23 protein-coding genes are annotated in these 23,005 nt (G+C 44.2%); 11 read left to right on the top strand and 12 right to left on the bottom strand.

The window, feature by feature from the left end:
* The first annotated feature begins 18 nt into the window (after positions 1-18).
* From AA84_RS0116300 to rlmN, 8 genes are all read left to right on the top strand, one after another.
* Positions 19-1,227, top strand: a complete 1,209-nt coding sequence (locus tag AA84_RS0116300; RefSeq protein ID WP_028978101.1) for an NRAMP family divalent metal transporter — start codon at positions 19-21, stop codon at positions 1,225-1,227.
* A gap of 74 nt (positions 1,228-1,301) precedes the next feature.
* The gene (locus tag AA84_RS0116295) at positions 1,302-2,063 is read left to right on the top strand and encodes a LamB/YcsF family protein (protein WP_028978100.1); all 762 of its coding nucleotides are present in this window, start codon (positions 1,302-1,304) and stop codon (positions 2,061-2,063) included.
* A 17-nt stretch (positions 2,064-2,080) separates the two neighbouring features.
* Positions 2,081-2,878: a putative hydro-lyase gene (locus tag AA84_RS0116290; protein ID WP_010027616.1), complete on the top strand. Its 798-nt coding sequence runs from the start codon at positions 2,081-2,083 to the stop codon at positions 2,876-2,878.
* Between the two features lie 647 nt (positions 2,879-3,525).
* The gene (gene pxpB, locus AA84_RS0116285; protein ID WP_028978099.1) at positions 3,526-4,242 is read left to right on the top strand and encodes a 5-oxoprolinase subunit PxpB; all 717 of its coding nucleotides are present in this window, start codon (positions 3,526-3,528) and stop codon (positions 4,240-4,242) included.
* Positions 4,239-5,249, top strand: a complete 1,011-nt coding sequence (locus AA84_RS0116280) for a 5-oxoprolinase subunit C family protein (RefSeq protein WP_028978098.1) — start codon at positions 4,239-4,241, stop codon at positions 5,247-5,249. Before pxpB ends, AA84_RS0116280 begins: the two co-directional genes overlap by 4 nt.
* A gap of 76 nt (positions 5,250-5,325) precedes the next feature.
* A complete protein-coding gene (locus AA84_RS0116275) occupies positions 5,326-6,666 on the top strand; it encodes a C1 family peptidase (RefSeq protein ID WP_028978097.1) in 1,341 nt (446 codons plus the stop codon).
* A 319-nt stretch (positions 6,667-6,985) separates the two neighbouring features.
* Complete coding sequence (locus tag AA84_RS0116270) at positions 6,986-8,020, top strand: AI-2E family transporter (protein WP_028978096.1); 1,035 nt, start codon at positions 6,986-6,988, stop codon at positions 8,018-8,020.
* Between the two features lie 142 nt (positions 8,021-8,162).
* The gene (gene rlmN / locus AA84_RS0116265; RefSeq protein ID WP_028978095.1) at positions 8,163-9,242 is read left to right on the top strand and encodes a dual-specificity RNA methyltransferase RlmN; all 1,080 of its coding nucleotides are present in this window, start codon (positions 8,163-8,165) and stop codon (positions 9,240-9,242) included.
* Between the two features lie 263 nt (positions 9,243-9,505).
* Here the strand turns inward: rlmN and AA84_RS0116260 are convergent, their stop codons facing one another.
* The 4 genes from AA84_RS0116260 to AA84_RS0116245 form a co-directional block, all read right to left on the bottom strand.
* The gene (locus tag AA84_RS0116260) at positions 9,506-10,189 is read right to left on the bottom strand and encodes a hypothetical protein (protein WP_028978094.1); all 684 of its coding nucleotides are present in this window, start codon (positions 10,187-10,189) and stop codon (positions 9,506-9,508) included.
* 18 nt (positions 10,190-10,207) lie between these two features.
* Positions 10,208-11,149, bottom strand: coding sequence for an FAD:protein FMN transferase (locus AA84_RS18170; RefSeq protein WP_051578103.1), 942 nt, complete (start codon positions 11,147-11,149; stop codon positions 10,208-10,210).
* 2 nt (positions 11,150-11,151) lie between these two features.
* Positions 11,152-11,868, bottom strand: coding sequence for a DUF2271 domain-containing protein (locus AA84_RS0116250; protein ID WP_028978093.1), 717 nt, complete (start codon positions 11,866-11,868; stop codon positions 11,152-11,154).
* 226 nt (positions 11,869-12,094) lie between these two features.
* Positions 12,095-13,267 carry an MGDG synthase family glycosyltransferase gene (locus tag AA84_RS0116245; RefSeq protein WP_028978092.1) on the bottom strand — a complete coding sequence of 391 codons (1,173 nt, stop codon included), beginning with the start codon at positions 13,265-13,267 and terminating at the stop codon, positions 12,095-12,097.
* 174 nt (positions 13,268-13,441) lie between these two features.
* Here AA84_RS0116245 and AA84_RS0116240 point away from each other — a divergent pair, with 174 nt between their 5' ends.
* Positions 13,442-14,839 carry an MFS transporter gene (locus tag AA84_RS0116240; RefSeq protein ID WP_028978091.1) on the top strand — a complete coding sequence of 466 codons (1,398 nt, stop codon included), beginning with the start codon at positions 13,442-13,444 and terminating at the stop codon, positions 14,837-14,839.
* Positions 14,840-14,928: 89 nt separating this feature from the next.
* Here AA84_RS0116240 and pepT read toward each other — a convergent pair whose 3' ends face one another.
* The gene (gene pepT / locus AA84_RS0116235; protein WP_028978090.1) at positions 14,929-16,161 is read right to left on the bottom strand and encodes a peptidase T; all 1,233 of its coding nucleotides are present in this window, start codon (positions 16,159-16,161) and stop codon (positions 14,929-14,931) included.
* A 152-nt stretch (positions 16,162-16,313) separates the two neighbouring features.
* Here pepT and AA84_RS0116230 point away from each other — a divergent pair, with 152 nt between their 5' ends.
* Entirely contained in the window at positions 16,314-17,258 is a 945-nt protein-coding gene (locus AA84_RS0116230) for a nucleoside hydrolase (RefSeq protein ID WP_037564029.1), read from the top strand.
* Between the two features lie 268 nt (positions 17,259-17,526).
* Here AA84_RS0116230 and AA84_RS0116225 read toward each other — a convergent pair whose 3' ends face one another.
* The 7 genes from AA84_RS0116225 to AA84_RS0116195 all read right to left on the bottom strand — a co-directional run bounded on the left by AA84_RS0116225 (position 17,527) and on the right by AA84_RS0116195 (position 22,442).
* Positions 17,527-18,162, bottom strand: a complete 636-nt coding sequence (locus AA84_RS0116225; protein ID WP_028978088.1) for an ABC transporter ATP-binding protein — start codon at positions 18,160-18,162, stop codon at positions 17,527-17,529.
* 13 nt (positions 18,163-18,175) lie between these two features.
* On the bottom strand, positions 18,176-18,844 hold the full coding sequence (locus tag AA84_RS18880) for a hypothetical protein (protein ID WP_128167228.1): 669 nt from the start codon (positions 18,842-18,844) through the stop codon (positions 18,176-18,178).
* 844 nt (positions 18,845-19,688) lie between these two features.
* Positions 19,689-20,477 carry an ABC transporter permease gene (locus AA84_RS0116215; protein ID WP_028978086.1) on the bottom strand — a complete coding sequence of 263 codons (789 nt, stop codon included), beginning with the start codon at positions 20,475-20,477 and terminating at the stop codon, positions 19,689-19,691.
* 208 nt (positions 20,478-20,685) lie between these two features.
* Positions 20,686-21,312: a hypothetical protein gene (locus tag AA84_RS0116210; protein WP_028978085.1), complete on the bottom strand. Its 627-nt coding sequence runs from the start codon at positions 21,310-21,312 to the stop codon at positions 20,686-20,688.
* A gap of 104 nt (positions 21,313-21,416) precedes the next feature.
* Positions 21,417-21,728: a hypothetical protein gene (locus tag AA84_RS0116205; RefSeq protein WP_010025341.1), complete on the bottom strand. Its 312-nt coding sequence runs from the start codon at positions 21,726-21,728 to the stop codon at positions 21,417-21,419.
* 154 nt (positions 21,729-21,882) lie between these two features.
* Positions 21,883-22,107 carry a hypothetical protein gene (locus tag AA84_RS0116200; RefSeq protein ID WP_028978084.1) on the bottom strand — a complete coding sequence of 75 codons (225 nt, stop codon included), beginning with the start codon at positions 22,105-22,107 and terminating at the stop codon, positions 21,883-21,885.
* Positions 22,108-22,127: 20 nt separating this feature from the next.
* On the bottom strand, positions 22,128-22,442 hold the full coding sequence (locus AA84_RS0116195; protein WP_028978083.1) for a BhlA/UviB family holin-like peptide: 315 nt from the start codon (positions 22,440-22,442) through the stop codon (positions 22,128-22,130).
* Between the two features lie 190 nt (positions 22,443-22,632).
* On the opposite strand from AA84_RS0116195, the gene AA84_RS0116190 reads away from it, so the two are divergent.
* Positions 22,633-22,818, top strand: a complete 186-nt coding sequence (locus AA84_RS0116190) for a hypothetical protein (protein WP_010025225.1) — start codon at positions 22,633-22,635, stop codon at positions 22,816-22,818.
* Positions 22,819-23,005: the final 187 nt, after the last annotated feature.

Here is a 23,005-nt window from a genome sequence, read left to right as displayed (position 1 = left end):
ACAACTAGGAGGAGTTCCATGCTTAATAATAAAAAGGCGTTCAATGTTGCGATGGGCGCAGCTTTTCTTATGGCTATGTCGGCTGTTGGGCCAGGTTTCTTGACGCAAACGGCTGCATTTACATCGCAAATGGGCGCTGATTTCGGATTCGCCATACTTGTTTGTATTCTTGTTGACATTGGTGTTCAGCTGAACATTTGGCGAATTATCTGTGTTTCGGGAAAACGCGCACAACAGATTGCCAATGAATTGGTACCGGGGCTCGGCTACGTACTCACGGCGCTAATTGTCATTGGCGGTTTGACTTTTAATATTGGCAATATAGGCGGTGTTGGTCTTGGTTTTAATGTACTCTTCGGTATTTCTCCGGAAAATGGTGCGTTAATTGGCGGAGCGATCGCATTAATTATTTTTCTTGTTCGCAATGCGCTGATTGTCATGGATCGCACGGTTCAAGTACTTGCGGTTGTAAAGGTGCTGCTCATCATCTTTATAGTTGCAATCAGCTCGCCTCCAGTTGGACAAGCTGCGATTCATACCATCGCGCCTTCGCATATTGACTTCTATTCAATTGTAACGATCGTTGGCGGTACGGTTGGCGGCTACATATCCTTTTCAGGTGGACATCGACTGCTTGAAGGCGGACTTAAAGGAAAGGAAAGTATTCGTTACATAAATCAAGGGGCGTTGACCGGCATTGGTGTGGCGTCGTTTATTCGTGTCCTGCTTTTTCTTGCCGCGCTTGCCGTCATTGCAGAAGGCTTCAAGCTTAATCCGCTTAACCCTGCTGCAAGTATTTTCAGTGCAGCAGCCGGGAATTTTGGCTATAAATTTTTTGGACTGGTCCTTCTAGCTGCCGGAATGACCTCAACATTAGGTTCAACCTTTACTTCGGTGTCTTTCTTAAACTATTCGACAGACAAGGGCACCGAGAGCATTTTTCATAAATTGCGCCCGGTCTTAATTATTTTCTTCATCGTTTTCTCGACAGCTGTTTTTTATTTTATCGGCAGCCCGGCGAAGATACTGGTCATTGTCGGAGCAATTAACGGCCTGATTCTTCCTATTGCTCTAGCCATTTTATTGGTTGCTGTCACGAAGAAAAAGATAATGGGCGAGTTGTATAAGCACCCACTATGGCTGACCATTTTCGGATGGATTATTGTTGTCTTTATGGCGTATGCCGGTGTTGAATCAGTGATTAAAGGCTTTTCATCACTGTTCTAAGGGAGCGTTTAGCTGCATCCGCTGCATAGCTTTTCAAGGAATCAAGTTGATGAACAAAAAGGAAGGAACAGAGAATGAATCAAGTTGATCTAAATTGCGATTTGGGAGAAAGCTTCGGACATTATGTGATTGGGAATGATGAGGCAGTGCTGCCGCTTATTTCATCGGCAAATGTCGCTTGTGGGTTTCATGCCGGCGACTATTCGGAAATGCGGCGCACGGTTCTTCGCGCAAAAAAGAATCGGGTGGCCATTGGTGCGCATCCCGGATTGCCGGATCTTAAAGGGTTTGGCAGGCGCGAGATGGATATAACTCCGACTGAGATCTACGATATGATCGTGTATCAAATCGGCGCACTCCAAGCCGTTGCCGCAGCGCAGAAGGTTGATTTAAATCATGTGAAGCCGCATGGTGCATTGTATCATATGGCCTCCGATCAAAAAAAATATGCGGATGCTGTGGTTCAAGCGGTACATGACGTCGCCCCGAATCTGCTTCTGTTTGGTATGGACGGCACCTATCTGACCACTGCCGGTGAGAACGCAGGTCTTCATGTCGTTTATGAAGCGTATGCGGACAGAACCTATCAGCCCGATGGCTCATTAACGCCAAGGTCTCAGGCGGATGCACTGATTACAGATACAGATCAGGCACTTCAGCAAGTGCTTGAGATGCTTCGCGAGGGAACGGTCACGACTGTAGCCGGTCGGAAAACCAAGGTACGCGCAGAAACGATTTGTGTCCATGGCGATGGAGCTGCCGCACTTGCATTCGCAGCGACGATACGTGAAGCATTGCAAACGCGAGGAATTAAGATTGATTCTTGGAAAAAATAACGGTGAGGGTGAGTGGGATGAATGAATTATCTCTTGCTGATCGGACGCCGTCTGAAGTTCGCGCCTTGATACGCAATGGAGTGTGGGCGCGCCCGACCAGTGGTCTTTCAAATGGGTATGCGCAAGCCAATCTCGTCATTTTGCCTCAAAATATAGCTTATGACTTTTTATTGTTCTGCCAGCGTAATCCCAAACCTTGTCCGCTGCTGGAAGTACTGGATACAGGCAGTCCGTTTGTGAAACAACTGGCAAACGGTGCGGATATACGGACGGATATTCCCAAATATCGCATCTACCGTCATGGGGAGCTGTCTGAAGAGGTAGCAACGATTGGGGACTACTGGCAAGAAGATTTTGTTTCTTTTCTGATTGGCTGCAGCTTTAGTTTCGAGCAGGCATTACTTGAAAATAATCTTCCAGTCCGGCAAATTGAAGAACAATGCAATGTGCCCATGTATCGCACCAACATTGCCTGCGCCCCTGCCGGCGTGTTTTCCGGTCCCGTCGTCGTCAGTATGCGGCCGATGACGGAAAAACAAGCCATCCGGGCGGTACAGGTGACCAGCCGCTATCCCTCCGTCCATGGTGCGCCGATTCATTTCGGCAATCCAGCTCAGATTGGGATCAGCGATCTGGCACATCCGGACTTTGGCGATCCGGTGCCGATTCGGGATGGAGAGATTCCGGTCTTCTGGGCTTGCGGCGTAACGCCGCAAGCAGCGGTGATGAACAGCAAACCGGAAATTGCGATTACGCATGCGCCGGGCCATATGTTCATAACGGATCAAAAAGATACAGCGTACAGTATTCTATGATACGCTTGACAACATGCTTTGCGGCAACAAGCGGAAGCGACAAAGAAATGGATGACGGATGATCATGAGAACTTGCTGTTTTCGGCAAGTTCCTTTTCTTACACTGGTAAGAAAGGATAGAAAATAAAAGATTTAAGGAAACGAGTGTAAGTGGTTCGGTAGAACGCCGCGTCCTGCGGCTCACCGAACACTAGGCCGTCCATGGCCGTCGCGGGCGGCGACTTTGCCTTCGCCAGAGGCTTGGCAAAGCCAAGTCTTCTAACAGGATAAGAAAGTATATGATTTTGACCTGTCTTCAAACCAATAGCCCAGTGTCTTGGCCAAGCGTCAAAGCGGAGGAGCTCTGGCGCCTGCGGGATCGTGCTTAGTTGATGCGTGCCGGCGAGACCCCGCAGATTCCTGCCTGTCTGAGGAGGCTCCTGGACTGGCCGCGGCAAGCGAGCAGCTGTAGTGCACGTCAGGCACAAGATCGATGGCAAAGCCAAGTTTTCTAATAAAATCCATTGGCCCTAACACAGCGTCTTTGCTGGAAGCAAAAGACAGGTGTGAGAAGTCCGCCGCACTGCCCGCACGGAAACCAGAAGTGAGTATAGAGAATCAAGGCACAATGGGTCTGCACGATTCTTGGAAAAGGAGGAATTTATAAAATGGTTATTGAACCGTTCGGAGATCAAGCGGTTCGTGTCATTTTCGGGGATCGCATCGCACCTGAGATACAAATGAAAGTCAACCAATTCACGGAACGATTTGACCGAAGTCCCTTCAAAGGCTTTGTTGAATATGTACCTGCTTACACGAATGTCGTGTTTTACTATAATCCAATAGAAGTAAGCCGAAGCGGGAAAAAGGATGGCTCGTCCGCTCAGCAACAGGTGATCGATTATCTCAACCAATTAAGTGGACAAATGAGCAATGAACCCGATCAAGAAGCAAAAAGACGGGTTGTACATATCCCTGTTTGCTACGGAGGCGAGTTCGGTCCAGATTTAGACGAGGTCGCGCATGTGCATCATTTAACACCCCGTGAGGTCATTGAAAAGCACACGAAACCACAATATCTTGTTTATATGCTTGGATTTGCCCCTGGCTTTCCTTTTTTAGGCGGGCTGCCTGAAGAACTGGCAACGCCGCGCCGAGCAAATCCACGTTTGAAAATTGCTGCGGGATCCGTCGGCATTGCTGGAAAACAGACGGGGGCCTATCCACTCGATTCGCCTGGGGGATGGCAAATCATCGGCAGAACGCCTGTCCCGCTGTTTCAGCCAGAATCCGATCCGCCAACCTTGCTTAAAGCGGGAGACCGGGTTGTGTTTGATGCGATTTCAGAACCGGAGTATTTGCGGATTAAGGAGGAACAGGCATGACACTGATTGTCATACAAAAGGGCTTTGCGTCTTCGGTGCAGGACTTGGGGCGCTACGGCTATCAGCGGTACGGCATGATCGTTGGCGGCGCCATGGATCAGCCGTCGGCAAAATTGGCGAATTGGTTGACCGGAAACCATGAATCAGCAGCCATGATTGAGTTTTCCTTCCTTGGTCCCAGCATTCTTTTTACTGAAGATTGCTTATTTGCGTTGACCGGTGCCGTTTGCCGCCCGACATTGGACGGAAACAGCATTGGGACGGGACGCCCATGCCTTGCACGTGCAGGTCAGATTTTGGTGATTGGCGGAATGGTTCATGGAAGCAGAGGCTACCTTTCCGTAGCTGGCGGTGTAGACACACCGCTGTGGTTCGGCAGTCGGTCGACCTATGAGAAAGCAGGATGCGGCGGGTTTGAAGGACGACTGCTTGAAGAGCATGATCGTATTCCGGTGGGGAAGCCTTCAGAAGAGGCGAGACGCGTGATGGCTGTATTGGCTGAAGCTAAGCTGCAAACCGTCCGTTGGTCTGCATTGCCGCGTCGGAAGTATCAGGAGACACAGACCATTCGCGTGATACCCGATACACTGTGGCCACGGTTTTCGACAGCAAGCAGAGAAGCCTTTCTAAAAACAGAATACCAAATCACACCATCATCCGACCGAATGGGGTTTCGGTTGAATGGTGCTGAGTTAACCCTTGACAATCCGTTGGAACTTTATTCCGAAGCGGTTACCAATGGATCGATTCAAGTCCCGAGAAATGGACAGCCGATTATCTTGATGACCGATCACCAGTCGACCGGAGGCTATCCGCGCATTGCTCAGGTTGCATCAGCGGATCTGCCTTTGCTTGCCCAATTGCCGCCGGGCAGCACACTTCGGTTTCAAATGATTTCCTCAGAACAGGGAGAAGCCGCGCTTGTCCGTCAGGAGGAGGAGCTGGAACAGCTGCACCGTTGTATCCGTGTGGGTATTGTCAAGCAGATCACAGGATTTAGCGATTGACGATGAGTTACTTTCCGAATCTTCGTTGAAGGCCTATAATGGTCTATGTGAACATTGGAACAAGGAGGACGTTGAAATGGCAAAAGAAATCTCGACATCAATGATCAACGCATTTTCAGACAAAATTCAGAGTGTCGCACAAAATAAAGTGATTCAAGATGCAATCATGAATAATGGGATCAATGCGGCGACGATGAATAGCGAAGCCGTTGTATCTATGAATCCAGTATTCTCTGAAGAAGTTGAAAGCGGCAAAGTAACGGATCAAAAACAGAGTGGCAGATGCTGGATGTTTGCGGCGCTAAATACATTCCGTCATAAATTAAGCGGTACATTTAATCTCAAAGACTTCGAACTCTCGCAAAACTATACCCTCTTCTGGGATAAATTTGAGAAAGCAAACTATTTCTTTGAAAGTATTATTGATACAGCATCTGAACCGCTTGACGGACGGCTTGTCTCTTGGCTGATGGAAACGCCACAGCAGGATGGCGGTCAATGGGATATGCTTGTTTCTATTATTGAAAAGTACGGTGTTGTTCCGAAGCAAGCAATGCCGGAAACCTTTCAGAGCAGCCGCACACTGCAACTGAACCGCTTACTGAATGCTAAGCTTCGCAAGGATGCAGGTGTTTTACGTGAGTTAAGTGCAGCAGGAAAATCGAGAGATGAAATTGAAAAAACAAAAACAGAAATGCTGAGCGACATTTATCGTCTGCTGGCGTTTTCTCTTGGTGAACCGCCAAAGACGTTTGATTTTGAGTATCGCGATGAAGACAAGAATTTTCACAGAGACTTGGGCATCACACCACAGCAGTTTTTCAAGAAATATGTTGGGATTAAATTGGAAGATTATGTTCCGGTTATTAATGCACCGACCGAAGATAAACCTTATAAGAAAACTTATACCGTTCAGTATCTCGGTACGGTTGTCGGCGGACATCCGATCAAGTATTTGAACGTTGATATGGAAACGCTGAAGTCACTTGCAATCAGCCAGATTAAAGATAATGAATCCGTCTGGTTTGGATGCGATGTTGTTCAATATTCCGAAAGCAAGCACGGGATTCTGGATACAGCATTGTTTGATTATGCAACGGCATTCGACACGGATTTCCAGATGACAAAAGCGGAACGATTGGACAACAAACATAGTTGTCTAACGCATGCGATGGTGCTGACCGGTGTTAACCTCGTTGACGGAAAGCCGAACCGCTGGAAGGTTGAGAACAGCTGGGGCGAGAAGGTCGGAACTAAAGGCTATTTCGTTATGAGTGATCCTTGGATGGATGAATACACCTATCAAGTCGTCATTAATAAGAAGTATCTGTCCGACGAATTGAAAGCTGCATTCGCGCAGGATCCGGTTGAATTGAAACCTTGGGATCCAATGGGTGCACTGGCCATGATGCAGTAATTAAATACGCCTTTAAACCTGCTCTGATTGATCGGAGCGGGTTTTTTTGATACGTGAGTTAACGGAAAAAACATCGTTCATGGATCACAGGTGGTTTAAGTGGTACTACATCGTTCAATGAAAAGAGCACAAAAATGAGAAATTCATTTTGAAACATCCTGCCGACCTGTTTCGTATTTAAGCTGAGACATAGGATATAAAGATGAATTTTTCCTTTTGCAACGGAAACGAAAAAACACTAATATAAAAGAGTAGCTGTGCTTATAACAAGACATCACGAGATAACGTCATAAAAATGAGGAAAAGGAATACAGAAACTATGAATGTATTGATGGGCTATTTGCAGAAACAATCGGTTCGGCGTGTTCTAATTTTTGCACTGCTTATTTTTCTGATTTACTTGGTGCGCAGTTTAATTGATTTGCTGCTGCTCACATTTATTTTTTGCTTTCTGGTTGATCGTCTTGAAACGTTCCTGCATCAGAAGTTGAAGGTACCGAGACGATTGGTGGTCATTGTACTCTATTCGCTGATCGTCATCGGTATTTATGCGGCGATTACAATCTATCTGCCGATCATTGCTGATCAGACCGTTCAGTTGTTTGATTCAATCTTGAAGACGGTTAAAGAATTTCGCGGATCCGTTGTGGGCAATGCAGTCCTTGATCAGTTGCAGAAATACAATGTTGAATCTTACTTGAAGTCAGGCGTCAAATTTGTTATTGATTCCTTCTCTTCCTTTGGTTCTTTTACAATTGATGTGTTTCTTGCCTTGCTGCTCAGTTTGTTCTTTTCATTGGAAAAAGATCGGCTGCTTCGCTTTTCTCGTGGATTTAAAACCAGCAAGATCGGCTTCCTCTATGATGAGGTTGCGTTTTTCGGTTCTCGTTTTGTACAAACCTTTGGTAAAGTGATTGAGGCTCAATTTGTGATTGCTCTGGTTAATACGGCCATTACTGCGATTATTTTGGCAGTGCTGCATTTCCCGCAGCTGTTCAGTTTGATCCTCATGGTCTTTGTGCTGAGCCTGATCCCGGTAGCCGGGGTCGTCATTTCCTTGATTCCGCTCTGCATCATTGGCTACACGATCGGCGGCGTTCAAGATGTGATCTATATGGTGATCACCATCTTGCTCGTACACGCAGTTGAAGCGTATGTGCTTAATCCAAAGCTGATGTCGGCGAAGACCGAACTTCCAGTGTTCTACACCTTTGTTGTGCTGATCTTTTCCGAACATTTCTTCGGAATCTGGGGGCTGATTGTCGGGTTGCCAATTTTTGTTTTCCTTATTGATGTACTCGGCGTCGAGTACAAACGGCCGATAAAAAAGTTAGTATTTAAGCATAGAAAATAAACGTGCTCAGATCAGGACAAGGCGGAACTTCCCTGCCTTGCCCTTTGTTTTTTTATTGGTAAATGGTTTGTCGGGCTTGCGTGAACACTGCATCTTCAGTAATATGAACTCATATGCACTTTTTAAAAAGAGGTATTAAATAATGAGTAAAACATCCATCTACGGATTAACCATAGACCAATTGAGCGATTGGCTGGTCGCCCATGGCGAAAAGAAATTTAGAGCAGCACAAATTTGGGGCTGGATTTACGTCAAGCGGGTGAATAGCTTCGACAAAATGACTAATGTATCTAAGAAAACGATCCAGTTGCTGGAAGATTATTTTATGTTGGGGACGTTGGAGACACAAATTGAACAAAAAGCAAAAGACGGCACGACCAAGTTCCTTTTTAAGCTGACCGACGGCAACTTGATTGAGACCGTACTGATGCCGCATGAATATGGGTTATCGGTTTGTGTCACCTCTCAGGTCGGCTGCAACATTGGCTGTAGTTTCTGCGCGAGCGGATTGCTCAAGAAAAATCGTGATCTCACCAGCGGAGAAATGGTTGAGCAGCTGATGAAAATTCAACAGAGTCTGGATGCTAAAGGACAGGACGAACGGGTTGGGCATCTTGTAGTCATGGGCATCGGCGAACCGTTTGATAATTTTGATCACGTCGTGAACTTTCTCAAGATTATTAACGATGGCAGCGGGCTGGCAATTGGTGCGCGCCATATCACGGTTTCAACGAGCGGGCTTGTGCCGAAAATCTATGACTTTGCGGATCTTGATTGGCAAATCAATTTGGCGATTTCGCTGCACGCACCGAACAATGAATTGCGCAGCCGTATCATGAAAATTAATCGCGCCTATCCGGTTGAGCAATTAATGGAAGCGGTCGACTATTATCTGAAGAAGACCAACAGGCGAATCACCTTCGAATATATTATGCTGAAGGGGATTAATGATCACAAAGAAGAGGCAATTGAGCTGGCCAATCTGCTTAAGGATAAACGTCATCTGTCCTATGTGAATTTGATTCCGTATAATCCGGTTGAGGAGCATTCTGAATATCAGCGCAGCGATAAAGAAGCGGTTGTCATATTTTATGAGACACTGAGACAACGAGGGATTAACGTGGTTGTACGTAAGGAGTTTGGAACGGATATCGATGCGGCTTGCGGTCAGCTGCGCAGTAAACAAATTAAAAAAGCCAAACGTGTCACCGTTAAACGATGAATTGACGATAAAAGCCGGAAGGAGAAGGCATAAGCCGCAATCCTTCCGGTTTTTCTTACAGGTAAAGAAAATTTATGACTTTGTCCCGTCTTCAAACCAATAGACCCGTGTCTTAACCGAGAATCAAAACGGAGGTATTCTGGCGTCCGCGGCACAGGGGAGTAACCGCGACGATTCAGCACAGAGAAGACACGGGCCCATCACATATGGCTGGAGATTAGGAACCGAGCACTTGTTGCTCGGTTTTTTATATGGAAAATAGGTTAACGGTGCAAGCCGCGTTCTGTCACCTTTTGGTTGCGCAATGCCTTGTTCTTAATTGCGCTGACCATGTGGATTTGCGCGATCATCAATGCGAGAACAACGACAAAAGTAACGACATACATTGAAAAAATGACGATGTTGCTTGCATCCGTCCCGCCCATAATCCCATGAGTAAGTGCTAAGAGAAAGAGAACATAGGCAATTAAGTGAAAGCTTCGCCACAGCTTCACCGGCATTTTATTTTTTAGATCCGTGGTGATCAGAATGAATAACAGGCCGTACAAGGTGAGCGTTCCGAGTCCGTAGAGAAACGGTTCTTTAGGCGCGGTGAACGGGATGAGTAATTGCATCCATGAAAAAGGCACATAGGGGTCGATAATAAGTAGCAGCGGGTGCAGCATAGCGACAAATGTACCCGTTGTATTTAATAAGAAATGCGTTTTGAGCAGCCGATTGCGTGCTTTTTTTCTGCCTCGCCAAATCGGCATTCCAGCCATAATACCCAAGCAAATCCCGCAGAAAAGAAGCAGGTATGCAGTAATTCCTAGAATGCGTACAATCAGCCAGGTTGGGGCAGCTGCTGATAAGAAGCCGGTATGGCGTTCCATTTCAATAAATAGACTGATGATGAGGATCAAGGCCAGTCCAATGGTCCATTTCAATCCTTTATGCTTTTGCTCCACGATTGATCGCTCCTTCTTTTATGGAATGTCGATTTGCTTTAAAAACACCACACGAATATGGGGCATGTTTGTCGCTTCTGAAGCGGTTATCTTGCCCGATTGATCAACAAATACATAGGAAAGTTCGGGATGCTTTGCTGCCAGCCAAGCCGGACCTTGACTGCTCCCTAAGATCAATAAACATTTTGCATAGATTTCGCATGGCAGAAGCTTGGGCCCTGCGACGGTCGCTTGAATGATGTTTGAAGCGGCCGGCAGTCCGGTTCGTGGATCAATCAAGTGATGAAGCAGCTGCGTACCATCGCTCCAGCTTCGCTTAATCGTACTGCTCGTCGCAACACCGAGTTGGCCGGAATCGAAGGCAATCCGTCCGATGGATTGATGATCGGAAAAGGGATGGGACACATCAATCGTCCAATGCGCGTGATCGCTGTCTGTCCAGCCCATAAGATCTCCGCCGGCGTTAATCAAACCACGGGGGCGACGCATTGAAAGCAGCGATTGCGCTGCGCTTTGAACAGTCCAGCCTTTTGCAATACCGCCGAAGTCTAAGGCAATCTCCGCGGGTAAGGTAATCGTCTGTTTTTCAAGATCAAAAGCAAATGAAGACTGCTTTGCCGTCGGCGGGACGTTATGCCGCAACGCATGATGACGATCCACCTGTTCGAACGAACGATCATAACCGATGGAACGCATCACATTACCGAGAAATGGATTGAAAATGCCGTCGGTTTCAGCATAAAAGCGCAGTGCTTCGAAGAATAGTGCTGCAAACGATTGTGAGACAGGGGTCTCCTGACCGGCCTGTCCATTGATATGGCTCAATTCGCTATTCACCGTAAATCTGGAATAGCGCTGCTCTGCTGCTGCCATCCGATCAAAAACACGTTGAGCATCCGGCGGATTGATTCCGGAAGTTGACACAAACGTGTTCATATAGCGATGATGGAATTCAGCCATGATTATGAGCCTTGAGAACTGGTGGTTGGGTCTTGGTGAACGGAAGCGATGCGCTTGCCTGAATCGAAATTTGCCTGCACATTTTCCAGCAGTGTGCCATGTGATTTTGCACCGGCAGGCTTATAGACAGCTTGTGCCGCTGTGTCCGCATTTTTCTTGCCAATCGTAATCTTACCTGTGAAGACCACTCGATTCTGCCAGTAGATGTTGCCCTCTGCCTTATAGATGTAAGTGCCGGACTTGACCGCTTTGCCTGAGGCATCCGTACAGTCCCAATAGACGGTGTGGCTGCCGGCACTTTGTTCCGGCAGCTTAACCTGATTGATCTCGGCTTGTGATGCATGGGCCCAGTCGGCGGACTTGCGCCATTCTGGAAGCGACTCCGGACGCATCTTATAGCCACCTCCCGCGGTGAAACTGGAGGCACGTAAGGTTTTGACATAGTTTCCATTTTCATCCTCAATCCAAAAAGCAATCTGATTGCTTGCCAGCTGATCAAGATGACTGAGCCGATAGCTGATTGAGACGAGTCCAAGTGTCTTTACATCCGGGGCTTGTTGTGACGATCCGTTTTGTTGGGACGTGGCAGAGGATGCTGCTGGTTTTGACGGTTGCGTGTACGAGAATGGATTATCGGCGTGCGCAAAATGAGACATACCCGATAGAACAATGACGCCGGCACCCAGTGTGCCGACAACAGGAGCCAGTACTTTTTTCATCGATCTCACTCCTAATCCCTTTGTTCATTTTTGTAGAAAAAGTTTCTTTTATTTATTGTAGTTCAAATGCGAAAATTTTTACAATAATCGGTTTGCTGTTTTTTTTATGAATTTATGAACAACTGTTATTGATCCTTTTTTCCTTTGCTGCGCACACCATTAGTTATAGCGATCAAAAGAAAAAAACAGCGAGCATCCATAGGGATACACGCTGTTTTACAGTCCGTTAAGACTCATAGTTAATACTATTTAGTGAAACTTCGTGAGCGACACCTGCGGGCTGCAGGTCTTCGCCGGGGATATTCAAAATAAAGTTGACAATGTTCTCCGGGATTTGAGGGTCGACATACGCTTGTTGCGATTTTTTGATCTCTTTGAGCATGGCAACATTATTATCCAGCAGTTCATTGATCGTCGGCACAAGATCATTCATCGATTCGCAGGTGATCGCTAAATGGTATTTTTCTGCAAACATCGGATTGCCCGCTTCTTGTCCCGGCAGAGCGCCTGTGATCACAATTGGCGTATTGCAGGAAACGGCTTCCATCATAACGTTCGGGCTGCTTCGGATAAAGGCAATATCGGAACTTGCAATCAAGTCCTGAATGTCACGCGTGAATCCGTAGATCTTCACCTTTTCGCTTCCATACTTCTTAACAAGCGTTTTGTTCAAGTGTTCCTGTAATTTTTCATTTCTTCCGGCTACAATAGTAATATTGAAGTTAAAAGTGTCGATCAATGTTTTTGCCATTTTGCCCATATGACCAACCCCCTCACCGCCGCTCATGAGCAGGCAGTTCAGCGGTTTGTTCGGTGAGTAATGGTCAATTTGCTTCGGCATCTGTTGATAGAAACGTTCGCGTACCGGAAATCCGATCACTTTAATTTTCTCAGATGCAACGCCGAATTCAATGCACTTTTCTTTAGCCTCTTTTGTCGGGCTGATCACATAGCTGGCACGGTTGTCCGCCCAAAATGGAGAAATGCTGATCAAATCGGCAATCAGAGTCACAAAAGGGATGTGAATGTCGTTTTTTTCAAGAATATTTAGCACCGAACCGTTAAAATTCGGGTGAACGGTCAGAATGAGATCAGGCTTAACTTTTTCGAGCAGATCTAAGAAATTGTTTTTGATTTTCATCTCGATCAAATGATTGACAAATGGCACCTTCACGGAAGTAATATCCCAGATCACTTTCCAGAGATGTTCCGAGTTTCTCGTGATGGGACCGTACATCTTACCCACTCGGAGCAAGGTGCTGCCGCCTAATGAGAAACCATCGACCACATGAATCTTAACATCCGGAACAATGTCGAATTTCTCGCTAAGTGATTCCGTAATGCTCTTGTGACCGTGTCCGGTGTAATTTGAAGAAATGATGAGTATATTTTTAATCATCGAAGATATCCTTTCTCTAACAATTGGACTGACTCGCTAGATAAGCAGTCTCTTCTGTCTACCTTACATTGTATGCTAAACTGGGACAGGAAACAATTTTTTTGTGAAAGTTATTGACCAATCGTAACAAAAAGCTTACAATTGCGCAACTAAATTTAAGGAGATCTCGTTTGTATGTCACTGCAGAAGGTTAAAACCGTTTACGCAATATCCGTCTACGTGAGCTTGGCTGCCTTTGACAATATTGTGATTGGCTTATTTCCGCCGCTCTTTTCAAACATAGCGAAAGATTTGAATGTTGCAATCTCAGCAATGGGTGTCGTGTCGGCCGTTAATATTCTAGCTACTGCATTTTCATCGCTTTTCTGGGGCTATTTGTCGGGCAAGTTTCATCGGAAACGGCTGGTCATCGTGGGTACATTGATCTGGGTGATCGGTGTGTACCTCACCGCGCTCAGCAGCTCGTACATCCATCTGATGATTTGTCAGATCATTACCGGTATTGGACTCGGCTGTGTTGCATCGATCGGATTCAGCGCGCTGACGGATTATGTGCCTTATCATTCACGCGGCATGGTCTTGAGTCTCTGGGGGATGTCGCAAGGATTCGGCGGCATTGCAGGCGCGCTGATTGCCTCAATTATCTCGTCCTTATCAAACTGGCGGCTTCCCTTTGAGGTTCTGACAATTATTGGCCTGCTGCTCATTGTCTTTTACTTTTTCGTCGAAGAGCCGCGTTTTGGCAGCATGGAACCTGAATTAAAGAAACTAATGGATCGCGGTATGAATTATACGTACCGGATCAGCCTTGGTCAGATCATGACCATGCTCAGTAAACGAAGCAATTTGCTCCTTTTCCTGCAGGGTTTTTTCATGAACATTGCAACGGGGAGTTTAATTTGGCTGCCCACTCTCTATATCGCTCGGATTAAAGCGCTTGGCTATGGGCCGGAAATCGCGATGATTGTCGCCGCCTTTCTGTATGGTATTTTTCAAGTCGGCGGGACCTTGTCCTCTTACTTTGGCTACCTTGGTGACAAGTTGCAGCGAAGGAGCTACAAGGCGCGCGCGCTGCTTACAGCTGTTTTCGTTTTTTTGACCATGCCGCTTTATATTCTATTATTTATTTTTCCAATCGATCAATTATCACTGCCAAATACAACAAATTCAGTAATTTTATTTTTTAGCTTACTGGGCGACTTGGTGACCAATCCTTGGATTTTGACGCTTTTCATCATATCACTGTTTGCGTCGGCTGCTCAGTCGGCGAATACACCGAACTGGCTGGCGCTGATTACCGATGTAAACCTACCGGAACATCGTGGTGCGGTCTTCAGCATCGCTAATTTGTTCAACAGTTTTGGACGTACGGTCGGCAATCTTGGGATTGGGGCCGTTTTGGCAATTTTATCGATGTATCTCGACAGCCCAAGCGATTACATTGTGACGATGACGATTCTGCAGCTGCCGCTGATCCCATCCGCGCTATGCTATGTGATTATGGCGAAGTATAACGTTCGCGATATTCACAAGGTGAAGGATACATTAGATAAACGCGGGAAGATTGTCTGACAACACTGTCGCTGCGAAGCCTGCTTGCGTATCAAAATAAAAAAAGGACCGCTGATCCGTTATGGATCCCGCGGTCCTTTAAGCTGAACTCAGGCTTGTTCTTCAAACAATCGTGCGATTTCAACGAGGGTTTGCGTCGCTTTGATCATATCGTTGACCGACAGGTATTCGTACTTACCGTGGAAGTTTTCGCCGCCGGTGAACAGGTTTGGTGTCGGCAGTCCCATGTAAGAGATCTGCGCGCCGTCTGTGCCGCCACGGATCGGCAGCACTTGCGGCTCAATGTCCAGATTCTTCATTGCTTGATACGCAACGTCAAAGACTTCTTTATTCTGCTCAACGATTTCTTTCATGTTGTAGTACTGATCTTTGAGTTGCAGGTCAATGGTGCCTTCACCGTATTTTTGTTCAAGCTTCTTCACGGCTTCTTGAACAAATGCTTTTTTCGATTCAAATTTTTGTTTGTCGAAGTCACGGATGATGTAGACCACCTTGGTTTGTTCCACATCGCCGCTGAAAGTCAGCGGATGATAGAAGCCCTCATACCCGTCTGTAAGTTCCGGAGCCTCTTCAGCGGGCAGCAGGTTTTGAAAATCAACCGCCATTTTGATGGCATTGCGCATTTTGTTTTTTGCAGAGCCCGGATGGACGTTGCTGCCCTTAAAGATCAACTTAGCTTCAGCGGCGTTGAAGTTCTCATATTCCAGGCCGCCGAGCGCACCGCCGTCGACTGTGTAAGCAAACGATGCGCCGAATGCTTTAACATCAAACTTATGCGGACCGCGGCCGATCTCTTCATCGGGAGTGAATGCGACGCGGACGTTTCCGTGCTTAATTTCCGGGTGCTGGATCAAATAATCCATGGCTGTCATGATCTCGGTAACACCGGACTTGTCATCAGAGCCAAGCAGTGTGGTACCATCGGTTGTGATCAGCGTATGCCCTTTGTAATTAAGCAATTCCGGGAAGGTTTTCGGGCTGAGCACGATGTTCTGTTCCTTGTTCAGGACGATATCGCCGCCGTCATAGTTTTCGACGAACTGCGGGTTGACGCCGTCACCGGTAAAATCGGTCGCCGTGTCGACATGCGCCATAAAGCCGACAACCGGGACGTTCTTATCTGTGTTGGCAGGAAGCGTGGCCATCACGTAGCCGTTTTGATCCATCGTCACGTCTTGCATGCCGATACTTTTCAGTTCAGCAACAAGCTGGCGCAGAAGTGTCAGCTGTCCGGGGGTCGATGGGCAGCTCGGGCTGTCATCATTGGATTGTGTATTGACTTTTACATATGAAGTGAAGCGTTTAATCAAGTCTTCTTTCAAAAGGGTCAGCCTCCTTAAATGTCTTTCCCTATTTTACCACTACGAAGCCTATAGATCATGTCTGCAGGCATGCCCAATCCTGCTTGCTCTTATTCAACCGAGTTTGTTATTTTTGAAATAGGAAAAATTGATTTTGAAGGATGGATGCTGCAATGGAACGAATGAATGTCTATTTTAATCATGATGCTGGGATTGATGACTTGGTCTCTTTATTTTTGCTGCTGCAGATGGATCAAGTGAAGGTAACGGGGGTTTCCGTGATCCCTGCCGACGGCTATTTAACGCCGGGTGTTGAGGCGAGTCGGAAAATTATTGACCGCTTTGGAAGAGAAACGGTTGAGGTGGCACGATCGAATTCACGCGGGCACAATCCGTTTCCAAAGGAGTGGCGCATGCATCCGTTTTTTGTCGATGCGCTGCCGATCTTAAACGAATCGGGAAAAGTAGAAGCGCCATTAAGTAAGCTGCCAGCGCATGAACACTTGATTCAACAAGTGCGGGAAAATGAGGGGCAAACGACGCTGCTATGTACCGGCCCACTGACCGATGTTGCCCGCGCGCTGGATGCCGATCCGGGTATTGAGGAAAAGATCGAGCGCTTGATCTGGATGGGCGGTACCTTGAATGCGGTCGGCAACGTGCAGGAACCGGAGCATGACGGAACCGCTGAATGGAACGCATTCTGGGATCCTGAAGCCGTCGCTCGCGTGTGGCAGAGCCGCATTCCGGTGCGGATGGTCGCGCTGGAGAGTACCAATCAAGTGCCGCTTACCGTGCCGATTCGCAACCAATGGGCATCGTTGCGAAAGTATAGCGGCATCGATTTTCTTGGCCAGTGCTATGCGGCAGTTCCACCGCTTGTTCACTTTGAAACCAATTCAACGTACTACCTGTGGGATGTGCTGACGACAATGGCTGCGGGCAATCCCGAATTGGTACGTGCGAAAAAAGTGCGTACGCTCGTCCATACCGAAGAACCAAGTCAAGGACGCATTGAAGAATCTGAGGATGGGCGTGAGGTCGAGATCGTTTATGACGTGAAGGCGGACGCATTCTTTGAATCCATCGTCAGCCTCGCGAAAAAGGCACGGCAGTGAGGCTGAGGTTTTGAAGCATAAATTTTTTATGATAGGTAACAGTTAGGAGGTGCAATGGATCCAAAAGCAGCTCGCATTTGCAAATGAAACTTGGAGATACAATCATTGATTGAAAACAAAGAATCATCAACCTTCAAAAATCAAAAATAGACATCGGTATAAAATAACGATGTTTGGAAAGTCAGTAAGAGAAAAGGTGTCCAAATGCCATTAATATCAGTGGATTTGGACACTTTTTTAATATAAAAAACAGAAATGCGTGTGGAAACTAAATTTTTTCTAATTTGCATTGATTAATTTGATAAACAAAATCGCAAAGTGCGTGAATATCTGTTTGATTATGACTAGTAAGTAAAATGGTTCGCCCCTCTTCCTTGAACTTCAATAATAAACGGTGCATAATTTCTACACTTTTTTTATCTAAGGAATTAAACGGCTCATCTAAAATAAGAATCTGTTGATCTTCCATAATAGCCTGACAAATAGCTAATTTTTGTTTCATGCCTAAAGAATAGTTTTTTGTTTTTTGTTTGTAATGAGCACCAAGGCCAACAAGACTCATCGTTTCAATGATCTTTTGATCATCAATTTTACCCTGTATTAAAGATAATTCCTTTAAGTTTTGAAAGCCGGTTTTGTTTGCAATATAGCCGGGCTGATCAATAACGATCCCTAAGTTTTCAGGAAATCTTATTTCCTTTCCTATTTCTGATCCGTTGACAAAGATTGACCCTTCATCTGGAAAAATAAATCCACAGATCATTTTAAATAATACGGTCTTGCCAGATCCATTTGGACCAACAATTCCGTATATATGTCCTTTCTCAATTTCTAAGTCAACTTGTTTTAATAAAATATTTTTCTTAAAACTTTTACTTACTTTTTTTAGCGAGATAACAGACATTACGTGGTTCCTCCTATAAGTTAGCCTTTTTTGATTTAAATAAATACACAACAATTAAATACGCAAAAAAATTGGCGAGTAATAAGATAATCGTTATACGAAGTGGTGAATAATTTTGTAAATAGCCGAAACCATTTAATCCGACAGGAACAAAGCCTCCCGGATTCATTTCAGGCAACAGGAACAGCATGAAGATACTTATCGTAATCAAACCATATGTTGGTTCTTTACTAATCCATAAAATAATAAATAAAATAAGTAGATAAAATACAAGTTGTAAAAACCCATTGATAAAAAATTGGTATATAATTTCTATTAATGTGTTTCGATATATCGTTGCATGAAAGTTAATCTTCGTTTGCATTAAGATGGCGATCCATAGGGAAATACCAGCCAAATAGAAAAGGAAGCCAATGATTTTTATTAATACCACATAGAACCAGCTCCAGAACCATTTGGTTACACTCCTGAAACGAATCATTTTATAATAGCTCATCAAGACCATTTCCTTACCAATGTTACGATTCATCAAATAAACAAAGCCAAAAAATACAATTGAATAATAAAAGAAAGGAAAGAGCATAAAATCCTCTGAACGCACACCTTTAAAAGACAACACTAAGAAATCAATGACGGTATATTGACTTGAATGAAGCAAACGAGCGGTTGAGAAAATCCCCATTAAACATAAAACCGAGTAGATAAGCACGAAAGAGTATGGCTTGATTATTGAAAATATGTACCTCTTATTTAAGTCAAGAACCTGTAAAAACAAATAGTATAGAAGAAATACGATTAGGATGACGTTTATACTTAAAAATGGTGATTTTAATGACTCAATAGACTGTATAAGAGAAAAATAGGAAGAGAGGGAGAGATACCCATATTTGCTAGGTAATAATTTATAACCTACAATCCCACCCCAAAAAATTACTGAACAAATCAATAAAATTAAATGTTTGTTCCTCGACAGAACAAATAATATAGATAAAATCAGATGTAACAAAGAAAACACTAGAATTAAAAATACTAAGTTAAAAATAAACGACGTGAGTGGTGTTTGAAAAAAATCAATGAACTTATTGAGATAACTAGAATTTAATTGGCTAAAGCGGCTCCAATGCCAAGAAAAATGGATTCCGATAGTGATATACAGAGATAAAAACCCCCATATTAGTAGAAGAGGCGAGATATTCCACCAAAATTTTCGCAATGATTGAATGATCCAATGCTTCATTGATCCAAATCGAATTAAGGATTGATCATTAAAATCTACCAAAATTGTGACCGTAGAGATCAGTAATAGAAGAGGAATGATAAAATAAAGAATCAGATAAATATCATTTAGCAAATTAAGGGTAACATCCCAACTGTTCATTGTTGTATGAGAAAGAGAAGCGTTATATGTTATCTGTCTTTTTATTACTGAGGCATATAAATAAATAAGCACCCCTAATAGTATCCATTTAAAATCTATTACATACTTGCAGTACGCTGCCATCATTAATTTTAATTTTCTCATCGTTTTATATCATCCAATCTTCTTGATGACGAATGGCGGTGAAAAAGAGAACACAGAGAACAAAAAGAAGAAATATAAAGGGCAGTAGTACCGTCCATAGGGGCTGCTGTTCAATGTTAAACGGAAATAGCGTACTAATAGGTGAAAATTGTGGAACACCGAATACACCAGTTACAAAGTTGAAAACATGGTAAAAGAGGAACGGAGCTGATAATGCCAAAAAAGTGGACTTAATCAACAGCATCAGTAAAAACGCTAGTGTTGCGTATACGATTGCGTTTATTGATACCCAAAGGGAATAGCATACGCCATATGTAAATGAACCAAGTGATAAAACTTGCGAAAATGTTACCACTCGACCTTCTCCTCGATACATTGTAGACATGGTTGAATAATCAATGAGTTTTAAATGAGGTTCAATATACAGAGCAAAAAGAAACGAGAGAAAAGCCATAAAGAAGATTACGGCACCGGTTAGGAATCCATTAATTAGCCCTTTACTCAGAATATAAATATTTAAAGGGATTCTGGGCCGCGTAAACAAAATAAAATGATTTTTTTGCTCTTGAGAAAAACTAATCAAATAAATGACAATGACTAAAATGGGAAATAATAACGGAATAAACCCATCAAGCATTGCGAAAAAAACATCTAAAGGTTTTAAAAAAACGTATCCGTGCATTTTTATGCCGAATGTTACGAGAGGTAATAATGCAATAATAGTTATCCAAACGAAAAGATTCCTAAAAGTTATGGCTCTTTTTAATTCTGTCAATAACTGAGCGACAAGCATTTACTATTGATACTCCTTTCTCCCAGATAAAATCGATGTTCAAAAGGGATGACAATCGTCGCGTTTTTATTTAATGCACAACAATCATGCTCATTTCTAATGTCTATCGTATGAAGTAAATCAAATGAAAGTCAAAGCCATACCAAAAAATTCTAAGGTGGAGAAAGAGTGATGCGATCTTTTCACTCAATTTGAACACGCCTAAAATTTAGTCTAGTTTTGATTCCAGGTAGCTGTGGATGGCTTCAGATTTATTGCCATAAGTACGAGTGATACCATAGAACTTTGAACCACCGTTTAGCTTACGACTTAGATCAGAGATGATCTCGTAAAGGTAACGGAGGGATGGTTCATCATCATAACGTTGAACTTGAAGAAACAAAGCACCGGCATTGTTTAGATCATTTAAAATCTCAGATTCTCCAAAATCCCGATTCTGTAATTTTGCGAGATTTTCGCCAAATTTTTCCCAAGATGGATCGCGTTGTAAGTCGCTCGCAGCCGAAAAGTCATGACCTTTAACGGTCACTTCGTCCAGATACGTCTTTGCTCGGCGCAATGTTTGCTTTGCCGCAGACTTGTCCTTATATGCCACTTGATTCTTATAGTGAGGGTAGTCTAACGTGAGTGAGAAGGAATACCAAGCATCCTTGTATGCATGCTCTTTCCAGGCCCGCTGCGGCAGATTTTCATGGCTTTCTGAAGCAGGAAGAGGCAGCTTTCCATCTGGAGTTATTACACTTGTTCGGGTCCACCCTTCACCATTGGCTGAGCTCACAGTCAGTCCAAATAATACCATGCTAATGATTGAGACAATAGAGAAAATCCTCTTCACGGATACAAGCCTCCCTAAAAAAATAAATCTATTATAAAGAGTACACTACCATAGTGGCAATTATCCAACAAATAGAAGGCGCCCCTAGGAAGGGACGCCATTGGTTATTTAGTTAAAAAAATATCCTTTGATTGAGCCGTTAATACTGGATCATTGTCGAAATTGTACCAAACGATGAGAACATAGTAGGTTCCTCTTGGATCACTTGGTAAAATTCCGAGTGAATCTGTTAATGTAGCTTTCGTGTTGGTTTGGACAACAGTGTCGGCAACGATTGCTGAACCACTTGTTTTGTGAATCAACATGACCATTGCTTTTGCATGGTTAGCTGGATTATAAGGTGTGCAACTTGCAGTTACATCAACTGAGGTTGCATTTGGTGAATAATAAGTAGCGTCTGTATTAACGTATGCCATAAGGACATACCTCCTATATAAAATATTTTATTTGCGATGTTGTGCACCACTCACGACGGTATATGTGGTGTGTGTCTTACGTTTTGTGACCTATAACAAAGGTCGTTTCTTCTAAAGTTGATCAAGACGTAAAGCGGAAATTCATTCGAGGCGGTCACTTTTTAGTAGGCATTTTTGATATATCAAAAAGACCACTAGCTGCAAGTCCAATGGCAAGTCCATTAAATACATGTTCTTGAATGGTTCCTGAGATAAATGTAAAACCTGCTGCGATGCCGATTGCCAACGAAATTGCAGGCATGATTTTGGAGGGTACGTACAGCTTTATCAGCTCGCATAACCCAGTAACAAGCGCTACGATAACAACGAGTTGAAACATATTAGCTCCCTCTTTCTAAATTATTTGAGTTCCGTTCGATCGACTTTATGTTCAAGATCAACACGAATTTCTTGGACATCAGCAGCAATCCTTTCATATTGAGTTGCAAGCCGCTCAAATTGTTTTGCCATATTGTCAATGAAATTAGTCAATTTCGCCTCTCGATCAAGGCATTCTTTGCGAAGCATACTGGCTTCATCACGAAGCTGATCTTCACGTGTCGCCGAGATCGTCTGTTGCCTTCGCCCCTCGCGTAATGTATAGAAATAGAGAGTAATGTATAGAATGGCCCACAATCCTTGCTTTGTCGCCTCTGTGATTAAAAGATCTGTCAATAATTTGGTCACTCCTTTCTTTTGGCACAATATATGAACCTGACTTACCTGCTTCAAAATAATGTGTTGAATAAAATTAAGATTTGTGTCAGCTTTTATTTATTTTGTTTTATTGAAAACATGTTTACTTTTATCTTGAAGAAGCTATAATTGAGTTATGATGAGCTTTTTAGACAGGAGAGATATCCAAGTGGCTAAACGACCTTTTGCGATCAGAGTAGATCAAGTTAATGTGGATCGATTCCGCGCTTTGTCAACGATTAAAAGAATGGATGGTGCTGAACTATTTGCGGAGCTCTTAACACGAGCAGAAAAAGATTTGAATGCTAAAGAGTCAAACGCATATAAAACTTTGTTAGAGCTATGGCGCAGCTAATCCGTCGTAATGGTATAATCTGCTCCATCAAACGTAGACAAGCATTTAACAGAAGGATATGTTTTATTCAGTAGGATGAATAGTTCCGGTCGCACATTCGCTGATTCTTTCACAGTGGTGAAAAGCCTTTTCCCATAGAATGATCGATACTCATTAGTCAGCCCCAAGATAAGGGGGCATTTTCTTT

Source organism: Sporolactobacillus terrae DSM 11697, assembly GCF_000648615.1.
Classification (GTDB): domain Bacteria; phylum Bacillota; class Bacilli; order Bacillales; family Sporolactobacillaceae; genus Sporolactobacillus; species Sporolactobacillus terrae.
Note: the sequence above shows the minus strand (reverse complement) of the source record. Positions and strands in the feature narration are given on the sequence as shown.